The organism is Desulfobulbaceae bacterium (genome assembly GCA_013792005.1).
Taxonomy (GTDB): Bacteria; Desulfobacterota; Desulfobulbia; order Desulfobulbales; family VMSU01; genus VMSU01.
Window position 1 is genome coordinate 20,901 of sequence record VMSU01000225.1, and the last position, 16,964, is coordinate 37,864.

At 50.2% G+C, this 16,964-nt stretch carries 16 protein-coding genes; all 16 read right to left on the minus strand.

Translation table 11 applies throughout. From position 1 onward, the window contains the following. Positions 1 to 2: 2 nt before the first annotated feature. The 16 genes from FP815_14445 to FP815_14520 all read right to left on the minus strand — a co-directional run bounded on the left by FP815_14445 (position 3) and on the right by FP815_14520 (position 16,963). On the minus strand, positions 3 to 1,025 hold the full coding sequence (locus FP815_14445; protein ID MBA3016127.1) for a GHKL domain-containing protein: 1,023 nt from the start codon (positions 1,023 to 1,025) through the stop codon (positions 3 to 5). A 60-nt stretch (positions 1,026 to 1,085) separates the two neighbouring features. Further along, positions 1,086 to 1,721: an isoprenylcysteine carboxylmethyltransferase family protein gene (locus FP815_14450; protein ID MBA3016128.1), complete on the minus strand. Its 636-nt coding sequence runs from the start codon at positions 1,719 to 1,721 to the stop codon at positions 1,086 to 1,088. Positions 1,722 to 1,738: 17 nt separating this feature from the next. Continuing rightward, positions 1,739 to 1,975: a DUF2933 domain-containing protein gene (locus tag FP815_14455; GenBank protein MBA3016129.1), complete on the minus strand. Its 237-nt coding sequence runs from the start codon at positions 1,973 to 1,975 to the stop codon at positions 1,739 to 1,741. A gap of 244 nt (positions 1,976 to 2,219) precedes the next feature. Beyond that, positions 2,220 to 2,522: an MFS transporter gene (locus tag FP815_14460; GenBank protein ID MBA3016130.1), complete on the minus strand. Its 303-nt coding sequence runs from the start codon at positions 2,520 to 2,522 to the stop codon at positions 2,220 to 2,222. Then, on the minus strand, positions 2,510 to 2,968 hold the full coding sequence (locus FP815_14465; GenBank protein MBA3016131.1) for an MFS transporter: 459 nt from the start codon (positions 2,966 to 2,968) through the stop codon (positions 2,510 to 2,512). Before FP815_14465 ends, FP815_14460 begins: the two co-directional genes overlap by 13 nt. After that, the gene (locus FP815_14470) at positions 2,919 to 3,509 is read right to left on the minus strand and encodes a TCR/Tet family MFS transporter (protein MBA3016132.1); all 591 of its coding nucleotides are present in this window, start codon (positions 3,507 to 3,509) and stop codon (positions 2,919 to 2,921) included. The genes FP815_14465 and FP815_14470 overlap by 50 nt, the downstream gene beginning before the upstream one ends. A 74-nt stretch (positions 3,510 to 3,583) precedes the next feature. Beyond that, the gene (locus FP815_14475; protein ID MBA3016133.1) at positions 3,584 to 4,396 is read right to left on the minus strand and encodes a hypothetical protein; all 813 of its coding nucleotides are present in this window, start codon (positions 4,394 to 4,396) and stop codon (positions 3,584 to 3,586) included. Positions 4,397 to 4,407: 11 nt separating this feature from the next. Beyond that, positions 4,408 to 6,501 (minus strand): 4Fe-4S binding protein, encoded by a 2,094-nt coding sequence (locus FP815_14480; protein MBA3016134.1) that lies wholly within the window; start codon positions 6,499 to 6,501, stop codon positions 4,408 to 4,410. 12 nt (positions 6,502 to 6,513) lie between these two features. Continuing rightward, positions 6,514 to 7,086 (minus strand): hypothetical protein, encoded by a 573-nt coding sequence (locus FP815_14485; GenBank protein ID MBA3016135.1) that lies wholly within the window; start codon positions 7,084 to 7,086, stop codon positions 6,514 to 6,516. 93 nt (positions 7,087 to 7,179) lie between these two features. After that, a complete protein-coding gene (locus tag FP815_14490) occupies positions 7,180 to 10,434 on the minus strand; it encodes an efflux RND transporter permease subunit (GenBank protein MBA3016136.1) in 3,255 nt (1,084 codons plus the stop codon). Positions 10,435 to 10,575: 141 nt separating this feature from the next. Next, a complete protein-coding gene (locus FP815_14495; GenBank protein MBA3016137.1) occupies positions 10,576 to 11,928 on the minus strand; it encodes an efflux RND transporter periplasmic adaptor subunit in 1,353 nt (450 codons plus the stop codon). 167 nt (positions 11,929 to 12,095) lie between these two features. Continuing rightward, a complete protein-coding gene (locus tag FP815_14500) occupies positions 12,096 to 12,548 on the minus strand; it encodes a hypothetical protein (GenBank protein ID MBA3016138.1) in 453 nt (150 codons plus the stop codon). Then, positions 12,545 to 13,906, minus strand: a complete 1,362-nt coding sequence (locus FP815_14505) for a TolC family protein (protein MBA3016139.1) — start codon at positions 13,904 to 13,906, stop codon at positions 12,545 to 12,547. Before FP815_14505 ends, FP815_14500 begins: the two co-directional genes overlap by 4 nt. A 138-nt stretch (positions 13,907 to 14,044) precedes the next feature. Further along, on the minus strand, positions 14,045 to 14,527 hold the full coding sequence (locus FP815_14510; GenBank protein ID MBA3016140.1) for a DUF4175 domain-containing protein: 483 nt from the start codon (positions 14,525 to 14,527) through the stop codon (positions 14,045 to 14,047). A gap of 135 nt (positions 14,528 to 14,662) precedes the next feature. After that, a complete protein-coding gene (locus FP815_14515; GenBank protein MBA3016141.1) occupies positions 14,663 to 15,961 on the minus strand; it encodes a diguanylate cyclase in 1,299 nt (432 codons plus the stop codon). A 297-nt stretch (positions 15,962 to 16,258) separates the two neighbouring features. After that, positions 16,259 to 16,963 carry a copper resistance protein B gene (locus FP815_14520; GenBank protein ID MBA3016142.1) on the minus strand — a complete coding sequence of 235 codons (705 nt, stop codon included), beginning with the start codon at positions 16,961 to 16,963 and terminating at the stop codon, positions 16,259 to 16,261. Position 16,964: the final 1 nt, after the last annotated feature.

The following is a 16,964-nucleotide window of genomic DNA, read 5'->3' on the forward strand; positions in this document are numbered from 1 at the left end:
TCTTACCCATACGTCAATGGGATAGTAATCCGAAAGGTAACCCCTTTTTCACTGTTTTCGGTCACATCAATTGAACCATTATGGGCTTCAATGACTTTTTTAACGATTGAAAGGCCCAAGCCAGTACCTTCCTTTTTCGTCGTCACGAAAGGAGTGAATATATCGCTTTGCTGTTTTGTTGGTATTCCTTCACCCATGTCAGCAATCTCTATGCTGATACCATCGCCTTGGCGTTTACTACGGATGATCACCTCACTTCCGTTAGGACTGGCCTCCAGTGCGTTATTTAGAAGATTTTGCAATGCCTGCTGCAGCCGGTGTTGATCATATTTGATGACCGGCAGGTCCTGCTGCAGTTTAGTCATTATTGTAACTGCATGTCGTGATGCCTTTTCCCCGGAAACCATCACGACTTCTTCGATGAGAGAATTAATCATGCCTTGTTGACGCTGTAAGTGTAACGGCTTAGCAAAGGCCAGCATGTCTCCGATCAACATTTCAAGCCGTTGAACCTGTCCAAAGGCAATGTCCAGTTTCTTGGCAAGTTTATCATCGGCCACTTTACACCGGACCTGCTGCACAAAACCCCCAATAGCCAGCAACGGTGTCTTCATGTCATGGGCGATGCAGGAGACAGCTCTTCCCATGGCAGCAAGACTTTCCGCTTCCAGTAGTCTTTGCTGTTGTCTTGTTTGCCGATCCCTAAGAAGGCCAAAGACTAGGCCGAATATATTGAAAAGGACAATTTCAACGAGATTTCCAAAGTTATGCCCGGTAATTACTTCCGGTAGAGAGAGGACAAAGGGCAGGTACAGAAAAGTGACGAAAAGGGATGCGCCTATACCTCCGTAAATACCGAACCAAAACCCAGCAAGGATTATCGGCAAAAAGTAGAGTTCCCGGAAAAAAATGTGATTTAAAATTTTCAGATGATCAGTCTGATAATGAAGAGTAGTGATACCAATCACCAACAGAGTGATTACCGAAATCTTTTTGATGTTTTGTTTTTTCATTAACGAGATCATTGGTTGACCATATTAACTGCCTCTTTTTGTTCGTGTCACACGCTCTCTCTTATTGTGTCCTCATTTTTTCCAACTCGGAAGAAAGGACGGCACTTTTTTGGCGTAATCGTCATACACGCTGCCAAATTCCTGCCGGACCAGTTTTTCTTCCTGCTTTGCAAGACGAACGTAGACAATCACCAATACTGGGAACATTGCCAGGGTCAGAAGAGTTGGCCACATAACAAGAAAACCAACCATGACCAGAATAAATCCGTCATATTGCGGATGACGAACTAAGCTATATGGCCCGGTGATGGCAAGTTCTCCTGCTTGTTGTGCTGCGTGTAGCACTATCCAGGCCCGGTAGGTAAGATAAAATCCCGCGAAGATGAGAACATTGCTCAACAGATGAATGGGGTTGGTGTGTGGGTCTCCCTTGAAGCCGAATATGGTATACCAAAGGTGCCCGCTACCATGGGCTAGAATGTCGGATTGCGGGAAATTGGCCTGCAACCAGCCGGACAGGAAATAGATGGTTAACGGAAAACCGTACATCTCGGCAAAGAGGGCGACGATAAAGGCGGAAAAAGCTCCCAGCGAACGCCAGTCGAGTTTTGTTTTCGGTTTTATGAAACTGTAGGCAAAGAGAATGAAGATGGCTGAATTTATTATGACCAAGGGCCATAACCCGTATGCAGGGACTGTCTCGTTCATAATTTTATCCTCCTTTTTCAGTGATTGTCATGATTATGAGTTTCATTATCTTTTTGGTGATCACCATGGCCACGATGCATGAAAAGATGCATCAAAGGGCAAAGAAGTAAAATCAAGTACGGTAAGGCGCCCAGTAGGTGAGCCTGATGTTCCGTCCAGAGGAAGTATCCTCCAGCCGCAATAAATGCCAGAAAAGCGAGCCGAGGACCTGAAAGAGCTTTTAGAAAATCCGCCCAAGAATTGTTGCTCGTCATGATGTTACCTCCCGCTGAAAAGTGAGTTAGATGGTATAGCTGTACTGTTTCCTCAAATATACGATAAACATTGGACAATACTGCAAGGTGAAGATGTAAAGTAACTATCCAGCTCCCACCGAGAAAGGAGCCGTAACCCAGTTCTGTAACTGTTCTGCAGCGCCTCAGATGCGCGAAAGAGGCCCGCGAAGTGTGCTAGTTTCACATGAGCAGGCCGAACGGCTCGGTACTAGAAAATGAAGCTTTATTTTCGTGGGTGGCAATTTTCCAAAAAACCGTGCGAAGCGACGCAAATTAAGACCCCAGCTGCCAACAGATACGGCAGGTGGATATTATAAACGAACAGCATACTTCCAATCAAAGGTCCAAGCGTTTGGCCGGCACTGTTAGCCCCCGTAAGCAGCCCAAGGGCTTTTCCGAGGCGGTCTTTGGAGAGATGAGTTATTAAAATCGTTATGCTTGGTATAACGATGGCCATCCCCAAGGCAAGAATAGCGACGTAAAATAGAATTGCGTTCATTGAGCGAACGACCATTAGCGTAGCCATGGCACCCCCATAAAGAGAAAGCCGAACGGCAATATTTTGTTAGCACCGAATCTTTCAATAAATCCGGCAACGGTCGTTCCCTGGGCAACGGCCATCACAAAGCCGCACACCATAAACACGGAGCCTAATTGCGCCGCATGAAAATTCATAAGGGTCTGGGCATGAAGAACAAAGGTCGCTTCGAACAAAGATAAGGCAAATTGACTGACGAACGATAAAAGCAAATAGGCCACTATAGAATTTTTTATGTATGTTTCATTTCCTATTGCTGTTTTCATCCCTGCGTTGACAACGGAAGACTCTTTTTTGCCGGAAGAGGACTCCGGTAACCAGATGCCAGCAATGATCACGGGAAATACGGCCAGTATCGAAGCGAGGAGGAAGGGGGCGGAAAAGTCATTGAAATCTGCCGCCAAGGTGGAATGGATGCCTTCTGACCATTGCACTGAGAAGCGCCCCCAAGGCCGGACCGGACACAACCCCGAGGCCCACTGCTGTCCCATGCCAAGCCAGCCCTCTGGCACGGAATTTTTCCGGTGAAATATCGACAATATAGGCACTGGCCATTGGCAGCACAGCTGCTGAAAAAACGCCATTAAGCATGCGGGCGCCATACAACATACCAATATTTTCACTGATGCCGGCCAAGGCCATTGAGATCGCGTAACCCGTCAATCCAAGTAATAGTATCGGCTTGCGTCTTCCGGTGCTATCTGACACTCTTCCCCATAATGGAGCAAATATCATCTGCATGAGAGCAAATATTGCGGTAACCGAACCAACATGCAGAGATATTTCAGAAGGTGTAAAGCCACGATATTTAATAAGTTCCTGTAGAAAGTAAGGGAGCACTGGCAACGAAAGGCCGTAGCCGATCATAGACAAGTACAGACAGAGGTAAAGGATCAAAAGTTGCTTTGGCATTGGATTACTTTGAAGATAAACCCCATTTTGAAGAGGCGTTTGGAATTGAACACCTCCCAACATCTACGACAGGCAATCAACCTGTTGAATAGCGAGCAACCCCATCTTCTCGCCCTATTTATTGGGTGGCACGTTGGTTATTGGGTGGGTTCCAGCAACACATAATCAATCTCCTTACTTATCCATCTGGTAACGCCCTGGTGACGGTATTCGGCAAAAACACGGTGTTTGCCTGATTCGCCAAATACCAAACTTACCGCCGCCTCAGAGTTGCTTTCGTTGCCTTGTGAATCTGCATAAATAAAATCGCCGGCCGAACTAAACCATGACCCCTGTCGCCAGGCAGCAACCCGGATCTTGGCGCCGTTGACTGGTTCCAGGTCTTCCACAATTTTACCGTCTTTGCGCACCTCAAAGACAAAGGTGACAGTATGCGTGGCATAGGCTTTGTCAGGGAACTGCTTAATTTGCACCTCGTACCCAGCTTGCCCGCCATCCTCTTTATCGTTCAACGCTCCAGAAACCGTTGCGGTGAACTTCTGGCTTAGATTTACCCACCCCGACCCGTCTTTGAAGATGATCTCGGCCTGGTATGTTTCTCTATCCTGCAAGGGGGCGCTGAACAGATAGCCGCCATCGTCTTGTTGTTGCAGAGTCGGATGAATGAAGCTCTTTAAGTGCTTGTCCGTGAGGAAAAGGTCCACCCCCCCCGCGCCTTGAGCGGGTTGCGGGCTGAATTTAAGCAGATAAGCATTTTTGTCCGGGACGCTGGTAATCTTGGCCTGATAATTTGAGGGGTTTTTTCTGACTTGCCAGAGATATGGTGTTGAGTCGTGCGTGTCAGGAACCTGGATGACAGTCTGGCCGAAATCAAGATCTAACGCCGAGGATACACCGACAGAAAATAACAGAGTAACAATGGTGACACAAAACAAAAATAGATTCTTCATGGGTTCTCCTGTTAATGATTATGGCGTAAAGCCATAGGTTGACCAAGGATAAAGACGTTGATCAACATGAAACCAACCGCCAGTAATGCCATGGGCACAAAGGCCCGCCAGGCTTTGTCGCCGAAGTGAGTTTTGGCGATTCTGTAACCGGCATAAAGGGAAAGGCCATTGAGGAGGATAATGGTGACCATCTGTAACCAAAAAAGAGACTCCAGGCCCATCAAAGGTGCTACCTGCCAGAGCTCATTGTTTGACGGAGAACCTGAGAGGCGTTGAACGGTCCCCTGCAGGGCCGGGACGACCTCGACCCCTTCGCGGAGTAAGTGGGTGACATTATGAGCAAGATGCATGGAGAGACCCACTGGAATGAGCATATAGGCAAAGCGGATAAAGATCTCCTTTATCGTCAGATTATGGTCAGTGCCCACGATTTTTTTGACGAGTGCGCTGATCAAAAAAAGCAGCAAGGCTGGAACCATCAGGGCGCCAATTCCAAAGAGCAGGGTGAAGACGAATTTTTCCTGGCCCGCATGACTGACTACCCCAAAATCAGCTAGGGGCAGAGCCTTGATTATTGCGTCAATCCACAACTGCCAAGGAGCGATCATCTCTGCTGTTACCAAGATGGTGAGCCCCACCAGGACCATGGCCAGGTACGCCTCGTCCATATGGCCCCTAGTCGATCCCCAAAGGTCACTGCCAAAAGCACGGAAACGCAGGACGATGTTGTTATGGCCGCACCCCTTGACGCATTCGCCGCAGAAATTGCAATAGTTGTTGCGGGCCAAAGTCATCGGTGTTTCAAACATGGGACAACCATGACTGTGATCGGTGCCATGGATACAGCCCTTCTCGGTATCTTTTCGACAGACCTCGAGGGCGCGGCTTCTCAGTTCCACTGGGCTGACCATGGAATAAAGTCCGATCAAGCCGCCAAGCGGGCAGATATAGCGGCAGAAAGACCTGTCTTTATAGACCAAGGCAGTGACAATGCTGGTCACCAGAAAGATAATCATCAGCCAGGCGGTCATGGCCGGGTTGTTGACGATGCCGCTGTATGAGTCCCACCAGGTGAGGGCCAAAAAGAGTATGGTCGATAGCCAGATATTCCTCAATGGTCGTGGAAAACTCCGCCCTAAGCTAAATCTCCTGCCCAGCCAGTCCTGGGCAGCTCCGAATGGGCACATCATGCACCAGACCCTGCCGACCAGGACAAAGGTGAAGATGATGCCAGCCCACCATATCGTCCAGGTCAGCAGGGTTGCGATATTTTGATCGCCTTTCTGGACATCGACCAAACCAATATAGATGATAATTGCAAAGACGATTAACGTCGGGATTTGAAAAAGAGGCTGATACCAGGATGATCGCACGAATTTTTTGATCCAGGGGATATCCAGGAGATTGGTTCTAGCGCCAATTTCGGTTGTTCCTTCACGCATCGCCAGGATAAGAATCGCGACGATCAGAGTGAGTAGAACCAGCCCCATGCTGAACAGGGTCCGGTAAAAATACGCCAGCGATGGGGGCTGGTAATCAATGGTGGTGTCCGTCAATATTGGGGCTGGATAGGTGGTGCCGCTCAGAGCCCGGACAGCCAAGGTCAGGGTATAGCCACCAGGTTTGGAAATCGGATACGATATACTGAAACTTCCGGCCTGTTGGCGGGAAGCCAGGGGTTTGAAGCCGCTAAGATCGATTGACTCATCAACCGGGGGCGGCTCTCCGAAATCAAGCCCTCCTTCTTCCTCAGTTGGCGGAGTTGCGACGACCTGGTTTGACATGTCAGCCATGTTGTGAGGGATGGAAGTTGTGGTTGGCGCCGGCGCCATATTTGCCATATCATGCGAGGCGACAAGGGCAAATTGAACCAGAATGTCGGCGTTAAGCACAGCGGCACCGGTTTGATGGTTGGTGACCGTTACGATAATTTCCGGAGTAACCCCGGAACTAAAATGTTCTGGTTGGACACTGATTTGTAGGTGGTTGGCACCGATCCGAAAGCTTTGCCCTTGGGAAGGCTCTGGTTGGTCGCCTCCGGCAAAGGCAACCTGGGTCAAGCCCATGATCAGGAGTATGAAAAATGACAAGGTCTTATGCAACATGATCTTTCTCCTCTATCGTTTTTTAAAAAGTTCTTCCACCAGCAGCAGGCCTCTTCGGGCCCCGGCAGCGATTGCTTGGGCACTTTCTTCCTGCCCGGCCGGGGCCTTGATGTCCTGACCTACCACAAATGGGTCGGCCGAGCCTTTGCCGTTGAATTGTGCCAAGAAGTCATTGCTGGTTAAAAGTGGCGATTCCTGGTTTTCAAAGAGGTGGATTCGGGCCAACCGGCCTTTGCTGGTGATAACGACCCCGGTTTCGATTTTGCCTTGTTGGCCCATGGCATCGATGAATAGGATGACCTCGGTACGTTGCGATGGTCCGTCTGGTGTTTTCTTGATGATTGAAAAGTAGATGGATGGTTTCAGATCTTCCTCCGGTAGGGTTGTGCCCAGAGCCGTCTCTAAGTGCTGACGCTGGAGATCCGAGACGTAAAGGTTGCGTTGCTCGAAAGATTCGGCGGCAGGAGCCAGAGTTTTAAGCTTGTCACCTGGCCACTCCGTGTCATGAGCGATGGCTAACAGCGGGACGAAGAGAACAGCAAATACGATTAATACCAGGTAGAGGGTTCTTCTTTTTGAGGACATGATCTTCTCCTTGCTTTGAGTAAGAGGTGTGAGTTCCAGACGTTAATTTCACTTGCGCCAAGGTGCTTCAGCCGTGTTCGTAAGCGATCTCAGCTAGACGCTTGAAGTATCCGCGTAGTGCTCCGCTTCATCGATCTCTCCTTGGGATGTGGGTTCATGGCTCTTGTTCAAGCCGATCTGCCTCCAGATGAAATAGATAACCGGGTAGACTAAGAGCTCCATGACCCCCGAGGTCACAACTCCGCCGACCATGGGGGCGGCGATACGTTTCATGACATCCGCCCCGGCGCCATGGCTCCACATGATTGGCAACAGACCGGCAATGATGACGGAGATGGTCATCATCTTGGGCCGGATGCGTTTAACTGCCCCGTGATGAATGGCTTGCACTAAGTCGCCACGGGTATTCATCCGTTGGTTTTTCTTCCACTGTTCAAAGGCCAGATCCAGATACAGGAGCATGACGACACCGGTCTCGGCATCAAGACCGGCTAGGGCGATAAGGCCTACAATCACGGCTACGGAGATGTTATAATCCAACAGATAGATCAACCAGAAGGCCCCGACCAGGGAGAAGGGGACTGCCAGCAAGACGATGAAGGTCTTCACCAGGGATTTGGTGTTCATGTAGATAATCACGAAGATAACCAGCAGGGTCAGTGGGATGACCACCATAAGCTTGGCTTTAGCTGCTTCCATGTACTCGAATTGCCCGCTCCAGACGATGTTGTAGCCCGTGGGCAATTGAATCTTTTCTTTGATGATCTTCTGGGCGTTCTTCACGTAAGTGCCTACGTCGATTCCTTTGATGTCGACGTAGATCCAGGCGGTGCGCCGGGCATTCTCGCTCTTGATGCCGGGCGGGCCTTTGCGAATTTTGATCTCGGCTACTTGGGTGATGGGGATATGAGCCCCGGTCGGAGTCGGGATGAGTACCCGGCGTAAGGACTCCAGGTCGTTACGGAAATCTCGTAAATAGCGGACGTTAATCGGGTAGCGCTCCAATCCCTCGACAGTTTGGGCTACGTTCATGCCGCCAATGGCTGTCTGGATAACGTCTTGGACATCGCCCACATTGAGCCCATAACGTGCAGCCTCTTCCCGGTTTATGACGTAATCGAGGTAATTGCCACCGACCACCCGTTCGGAATAAGCGCTCAAGGTTCCTGGGATGGTGCGAATCACTGCCTCAATCTCTTCGCCGATCTGGCTCAAGATGGTCAGGTCGTTCCCCATCACCTTGATGCCAACAGGGGTCTTAATGCCGGTGGAGAGCATGTCGATGCGGGTCTTGATCGGCATGGTCCAGGCATTGGTCAAACCGGGAAACTGGATAGCAGAGTTAAGTTCATCGATAAGCTGGTCAACGGAAATATACTTTTCTTCGGGCAAGATGCGGCGCAGGGGCTTTTTGGCCCAATCACTCCAGCCGGGCCAGCCGGAATAAAAGCGATGTGCCGGAACCTTACGCCACTCTTCCTCCGGCTTGAGCATGATGGTCGTTTCAAGCATTGACAGAGGGGCAGGATCCGTTGCGGTTTCAGCTCGGCCAACCTTGCCAAAGACATGATGAACTTCGGGGAACTGCGAAATGATCCGATCGGTCTGCTGCAGAAGAGTCTTTGCCTGGGAAATAGAGACCCCCGGCAAGGTTGTCGGCATATAGAGTAGATCCCCTTCATACAGCGGGGGCATGAATTCTGAGCCCATCTTCGATATTGGGTAGAAAATGGAGGTTATCAGCAACACGGAGATAACCAGAACGACCACACGCCACTTGAGGACGACATCGACAATCGGGTGGTAGATGCGGATCATAAGACGGTTGAGTGGATTGGCATCTTCTCTCGGAATCTTGCCACGGATGAACCAGCCCATGAGGACCGGAACGATGGTGATAGAGAGGAGTGCCGCCGCACCCATGGCATAGGTCTTGGTAAAGGCCAGCGGCTTGAAAAGCCTACCCGACTGTTCACCTAAGGTGAAAACGGGAAAAAAGGAGACGGTGATCACCAGCAAACTGTAGAACAGGGCTGGCCCGACTTCTTGGGCCGCCCCCATGATGATGTCCCAGTGCGGCTTTTTGCCACTGTAGCGTTCTAGGTGCTTATGGGCATTCTCAATCATGATGATGGCGGCATCAATCATCGCGCCGATGGCGATGGCAATACCGCCCAGGCTCATGATGTTGGCGTTGACTCCCTGCCAGCCCATGATGATGAACGCGATAAGGATTGCCACCGGCAGGGTAAAGATCGCCACCAAAGCGCTGGGTATATGAAAGAGGAAAAGGGCGGTCACGATAGCGACGACAATGCTCTCTTCGATAAGTTTTTCTTTCAAGTTGTCCACCGCCCGTTCGATAAGCCCGGAACGGTCATAAACAGCTTTGATGGTCACTCCTTCAGGGAGTCCTGCTTGGAGTTCCTCCAACTTTTTCTTGACGTTTTCGATGGTTTTTAAGGCGTTCTCCCCAAAGCGCATGACGACGATCCCGCCGACCGCTTCCCCTTGCCCGTCGAGATCCGTAAGGCCCCGGCGTAGTTCTGGGCCGATTCGCACCTCCGCAATATCACGAATCAGGATTGGCGTCCCCTTGGCGTCGGTGCCGAGGACGACCTTTTCCAAATCCTCCACCGATTTAATGTAGCCCATACCCCGAACCATGAACTCTGTCTCGGCCTGCTCGACCAGACGACCACCGACATCGTTATTGCTGCGCTGGATAGCCTGTTTTATTTTGAAAATGGGGATGTTGTAGGCCAATAGCTTATTGGGGTCGATAGCGACTTGGTACTGCTTGACGTAGCCGCCGATGCTGGCTACTTCGGCGACACCGTTAACGGAGGTCAAGGCGTAACGAAGATACCAGTCCTGCAAGGAGCGCAACTCTTGTAAGGTGTGATTTTTGCTCTCCAATACATATTCATAGACCCAGCCAACCCCGGTGGCATCAGGCCCCAGAGATGGCGTCACTCCGGCCGGCAGCCTTTTCGAGGCGTAGTTGAGGTATTCGAGGACTCGGGAGCGGGCCCAGTACATATCGGTGCCGTCTTCGAAGATGATATAGACGAAACTGTAGCCAAAAAAAGAGTAGCCGCGGACTACTTTGGCAAAGGGCACAGCCAGCATCTGGCTGGTCAGTGGGTAGGTGACTTGATCTTCAACCACCTGGGGGGCCTGTCCCGGAAACTCCGTGAAGATGATGACCTGAACATCGGAGAGGTCGGGAATGGCATCAAGCGGGGTATTCTTTAGTGCGTAGATGCCGCCGATGATGACGAACACTGTGATGAGGACCACCATGAATTTGTTGCGGATGGAAGCGGCAATGATTTTTTCAAGCATGAGAATTCCCTAGTCAGGGGTTGAAGATTCGAGGGCCGAATTCCATTGATTGTGCCGAGCACAGCGAAACCATATCGATGAATTGAAGAGGGATTTTTTCTGCGCCTCCGCGCCGCTTTTGCGAAGAGTTACAGCGCGAGTTTACTTGAACAGGTCGTCCAGATCTTCGTTCTTTTTCCCTGTCGCGCCTTCTTGAGGTGGATCTTTCATCGGTTCCGGTTTTGCCGATTCGGATGGTTTCTTTGGTTCCAACATCTTCTGGATGGCTTCGCGCAGTTGGCTTTCGGAATCGAGCATGAATTGGGCCGAGGTCACGATCTCCTCCCCGGCGAATAGCCCTTGTGTGACCTGGACCATCCCCTGGTCCCCCTCAACTCCGATCTTGATCAGGCGTGGCTCGAACTTGCCGCCGCCGAGGGTAACAAATACGGTGCGCTTCTCACCCGAGTAGAGGACGGCGTTGCGCGGGATGACCAGGGCATCCTCGATCGGCTGGGTGTTCAGCCGAACATTGACGTATAAATCTGGTTTTAAATGGTAGCCGGGGTTGTCAAATTCAAGCCGGACCTTTACCGTCCTTGTTTTGGGCTCGACGTAGGGGTAGATGTAGCTCACCTTGCCAGTCAACGTCTTCATGTCGCCATAGGGAAACTCGACCACGGCCTCCTGCCCCTCTTTCACCCAGGGGAGCTCGTATTCGTAGATATCGGCATTGATCCAGATCTTAGAAATATCGGAGAGTTTAAAAAGCTCCATGCCAGCGTTGATAAACATCCCTTCGTTCACCATCTTCATGGTGACGATGCCGCTGTATGAAGAATAGAGGGTCATGGTCTTGCGGACCTTCCCTGTTTTCGTCAATTCGGAGATCTGCTGCTCAGAGATATCCCAATATTTCAGACGGCTGCGGGAGGCTTCAAGGAGCCGCTGGGCTCCTTCGGCAATCTGGGGGAAATCACTTTTGGCAAGCGCCTGGTTGTTGTTCAACGCCAGCAAGTATTCTTCCTGAGCGCTCACCAGATCCGGGCTGTAGATGGAGAGCAGAGGCGTGCCTTTTTTGACGAACTGGCCGGTTTCATTGACAGTGAGGCGCTCGATCCAGCCGCTGACTTTGCTGTTGATCGAATACTGCCGACTCTCGTCGTAGGCTACCAATCCCACCGTTCGCAGATCTCTGTGCAGGGCCTTTTGTTCCACCTTGGCCGTGCTGATGCCCATGTTCTGAATCGTCACCGGGTCAATAGAGATGATCGAACCGGTGGCGGCCTGATCCTCGTAGACCGGGACCAAGTCCATCCCCATCGGCGATTTTCCGGGCTCGTTGCGAATATAGGTGGGGTCCATGGGCGCAGCCCAATACTTGATCTTACGCTCCCCTTGGGGCTTTGCTGATTCTGTCTTCGCACCGCCGGTGGTCCCGGGCTTGACTGGTACCAACTTCATGCCGCAGATCGGACAATCCCCCGGCTCGTCTTTAATGATGAACGGGTGCATGCCGCAGGTCCACTGTTGCTTCTCTTCCGCATGGGCAGACTGGGGGCCAGTGTAGGGAAAGATATGGGTGTGGCTTACGCAGTGCCAGGTGTAAGAGGTTCCGCCAGACAGGACGAGGGCCAGGACAAGCGTGCCACTCAAAAGCAACTGTTTAGTTCGGGTCATAGTTATTTCCTGTCTTCATGTGGAGAATCTGAAGTTTTGTTGGGTGGCTTGGCCCCTTGCGACTCATCAACCCCGGTGGCATCTGGTTTAACTGGTGTCAGCTTCATCCCGCAGATCGGGCAATTGCCCGGCTCGTTTTGGATGACGGCCGGGTGCATAGGACAAGTGTTAAGATGTTTGGCCGCTTGCGACTCATCAACGCCGGTGCTATCGGGCTTAACTGGTATCAGCTTCATACCACAGATCGGACAATCTCCTGGCTCGTCCTGGATGATAGCCGGGTGCATAGGACAGGTGTATTTTAGCTTTTCAACTTCGGCGAAAACGACCTGTGTCCCAAAAGAAAGAGAGAGAGATTTATCACTCGAACAGTGCCAGGTATCATAGGTTCTGCCGGACAGGACGAGGGCCAAGACAAGCGCGCCACTCAACAGGATTTTTTTAGTCAGAGTCATTGCTGTCTCCTTTCTTCATGAGAAGAGGTAAAAGTATTGTTGGGCTGAGATTCCATCCCGGTTTCTGCAGCCGGGGTTCGGCTTAGATCCATGCCGGATTCAGCTTCAAGTCCGGCGACATTCCGTTGGTAGTCAGCCAGCACCTGGTAGTAATCAATTTGATAACGATAGAGGGAAAGCAGTGAGTCGAGCAGGTTTAAAAAATCGACCTTATTTACCTGATAGGCAGCAAGACTGGCCTGGAAAGTTTGGTCGGCCTGAGGAAGAATTCCTGTCTTATACAGGGAAACCTGATTGCGATTTTTTTCCATCTGCGCGTAGGTGTCGTGGAGGTTGAATAGCACCTTGTTGCGGAAATCGTTATACTGATCGGAGGCCATATCGATCCCTGAGTCGGCCTCAGCTACTGCTTCGTGCCGTTTTTTACGGTTGAAAGGCAGATTGATGCCAACCCCGGCACTGACGAAATCGGCACCTTGGACTGGGTCGCCCGGAACAGTAGCGCGGAACCGGTAACCGGCTGAAACGGTAATGTTGGGGTAGTACTCGAGTTGGGCGAAGTATTTCTGAGCCTTGTAGCGTTCGATTAGCGATCGATAGGAGGCGTAAAGAGGTCGATGCTTCTCTGAGCCTTGCTGCAACTCGTTAAGCTCGACCTCGACTGGAGTCATTTCCTCTATTGCCGGCGGAGTCACCTGCTTTGCAGTCGGTTGGTTGCGGAGGGTGTTGAGATCGGCAAGGATAGAGACACGCATTTGCTTTAAGGAGAAAAGTTTGTCCATCAGCTTGGAGCGCTCAACCTGGGCCTTGAGCACATCCTGCTGCAAGCCCTTGCCGACTTGGTATTTGGTTTCTGTCAGGTGGATAACATCATCCAGGATGGCGATGTTCTGGTTAATGATTCGAATCCCCTGGTCCTGAAAAAAAAGGCGATAGTAGCTATCCTTGACCTTTTTGACCAGTTGTAGTTTCCCATCCTCATAAACGCCACGGAACCAGAGGGCCTGTTGCTCGGCCATCTCACCCTTAGCCGCCAGTTTGCCCGGGAAGGGAAAGGTTTGGGCCAGGTTCAGTTCGTTCCCGGTCATCGGGGTCTCGTCAAAGGCCAAGCTGTCAATCGGGTAGTTGGAGAACGTCAAGGAGAGTCGTGGATCCTCCAGAGAACGGGCGGGGATGATCTGGCGTTCGGACATCTGCCAACGCTTCTTGGCAGCATGGAGTTCGGGATTGTTGACCAAGGATTCGGCAACTAATTCTGTTAGTGCTGGAGGAATTGGTTCGGCTGTGGCCAGAAGGATTGGCAGGACCAGGCTCACTCCCAAGGGCCCAAAGGCCAACCAACACACAAATCGTTTCATGCCCTGCTCTCCATGGTATAACTGTTTCGCAGTGTCACAGCTGCTGTTCAGTCCTCCTCCAGGGAGGAGAGGACTGAACCAAATCGAACGAAAATTGAACTGAATCTCGCTAGGCGTATTGATCTGTCATTGGTCTACTCATTCCATCCCTTCCATCATCTGGTTGACCGCACCCATGCGTCCCTGCATTTTCGTAATCATCATTGGGTCCATCTGCCCCTTTGCCATCTGCTCAGACATTTCATTCATGTTGGCGGACATTTCCCCCATCATCTTTGACATGTTCTGCATCTTGGCATGGTCCATGCCCCCCAGTTTCTCCATGATACGACACATCTTCCCGATTGTATCATTCATCTGGTTCATCATACCTGACATGTCTTTCATCATGCTCTGGTCCATCATCTGGCCACCCATCATCTGATTAGACTTTTGGCTGCCCGACATGCCTTTATGTTGAGGTTGTGACTGGCTTCCCATTTTACCGCCCATAGTGTCACTCATGCTGCCTTTCATGTCACCTCCCATGCTACCACCGCCTGAGCTGCTGCCCATCTGAGCCAGGGCCGTTCCCGCTGTAAGCATAATCATTGTCATCACTGCCATACTTGCCTTTTTCATCTCTTTTGCCTCCATTTGTGTTGGTGTTGAAATGATTCTCCTATCGTAACTATTGTTACTTTCTCGCTAGGAGTTGGATAGTTACTTTCTATTAAAATAGCATTCATCGTAAGTTGAATTGCCGGATCGGATATTTTATTCCTGGTCTCTCGACGCATCTGTTGCTTTCATCTTTTGCTCGTACATCATGGAGTCCGCTTGTGCTAGAAGCTCATCAATTGAACAAGGGACTTCAGGGTTATACATAGAAAAACCAATGCTCATCAATAATTCATAGGGTCTCTCTGCTTGAAAATTAGCAATGCGCAACTGCTCGTGCAGTCTATTCGTAATAGTCTGACCTTTTTCTTCACTTGACGACCCCTGAGTCAAGGCCACAAACTCGTCTCCTCCCAAACGACTAACAATATCTGATTCTCTTAAAACGCTTTTCAATATTTGTGCTGTTTCTATTAGCGCTTTATCTCCCATTTCATGACCAAAATTGTCATTAATAGACTTCATGTTATCGAGATCCATATAGAGCATGAACAAAACATTATTGTGCCGATTAGCTATTTGAATTTGTTTTTCGGCAAGTTTCATAAACCCCCTACGATTGTAGAGTCCGGTAAGTTCATCAGTAATCGTAATGCGTTTAAGCGCCTCTTCAAGTTTCGTTTTTTCACTTATTTCTTTGGACAACTCTGCTGTTCGATCTTGGACAAGTTGTTCAAGATGATTTTGATACTTTTTGAGTTCGCCTTCCGTCTCCAATCGTTTCGCTGAAGTTTTTATTAGCTTGATAGTCATATAGAGCGTGAGTGATGACACCAGAACAATGATCATCCCTGAAATCACCATCATTCTGCGCACGAGTTTGTCGATCTGCTCGTTCACATCCCTTAGATAGATCCCGGTGCCAATGACCCAATTCCAGGGGGGAAATGCCTTGACAAATGACAACTTAGGCTCAATTCGAGACGGGTCATTTTTCCACTGCCAGTCGTACGTGACAAAACCCTCTCCGTCCTTTTTTACGAGGCGAATAAATTCGGCGAATAGACTTTTTACCTTAGTGTCGAGATTCCCGAACAACTCCTTGTTTTCAAGATCTTCCCGGTATGGATGCATGATCATATGAGAATTCAGATCATTAATCCAAAAATAATCAAGGTTATCTTCCCCATAGCGCATACCTCGAAGATGTTCTATGACAATTTCTTGCGCTTTTTCTCGGGTGATCTTGCCACTCAGTTCTTCTTTTTGAACAACCTCTAGCATGTTCCAAGCGGTATTAACCATTTGGCGCAGCATGTATTTTTGTTGATTAATCAGAACGTTCCTGAAGGTAGGAAGCAGATACCCGAACACCGTAGAGACAAAAAGAAATATCGCCAAAATAGCCGGCAAAATTATTTCGAAGAGATCTTTTTTCGATATGAAAACAGACATCCCTTTTCGCCCCACTTGAACTGTTCGTCGAATACAGCTGTCATTATTCAGGTCGCTTGTCGTCGTCTGGCCTAACAAGTGAACATCGTAACAGTGAAAACCTCATGCCTTTTAACCTTCTCTGCGCTTAGCATAGCGATAACATGCTGACAAATCAAACTTTTTTTTAGTAAAATGTACTACATAGTGACTACCGAATGGCGAAGAGAAATGATGACCGTTTACCCGAAAATTAACATAGTATGCGGCAGCTGCAAATGCTGCTGAGAAACGGGAAGGGCAGAAGTATCCACCACTTCAATACCAGGCGCTGACCCCTAGAACAAACTGGACATCGTCCACGGACGCTCCTTCTTCTCGGGCATAGTCGGCGGTTTTACCGTACAGCCTGGTCCAGTTGACGCCCAGGTAGGGGGCAAATTCGCGGCGGATCTCGTAGCGCAGCCGCAGACCAGCTTCGAGAGAAGACAGTCCGGATCCGATGCCGACGGCTTCGTCATCCTTGCCGTAAAGGTTCAATTCTATTTCAGGAACCAAAATCAAGCGCTGGGTAAACATGATTTCATATTCAGCCTGGAGACGGGCCGAGGTGCGACCATTGTCGCCGACAAATATCGCCGCATCGACATCAAAGAAGTACGGTGCCAGGCCCTTGACTCCCACGGCCAGCCAGTCTCGGTCAGGAGTAGGCCGGAGGTCACGTCGCCAGCCCATCTGCAGGTCCCAGAAGGGCGCGATGGCACGGCTGTACAAGGCCTGAGCCTCCGCCTCTTCGACACGGCCGTCTTTGTACTCACCATCGGTTTTGATCCAAAGCTTATCGAGATCACGACCGATCCAGCCTTCGGCATCCCAGACCAGCGGGTCTTGGCCGGAGACCGTGCGTACCTCAAGTTGATTCACCATCATCATAGAAAGTAGGGGGTCATCGTTCATCCCGCCGGCCAAGGAGATGGCAGGAACAAAAAGTATCGATACAAACAGCATCTTAGGAATAATCATG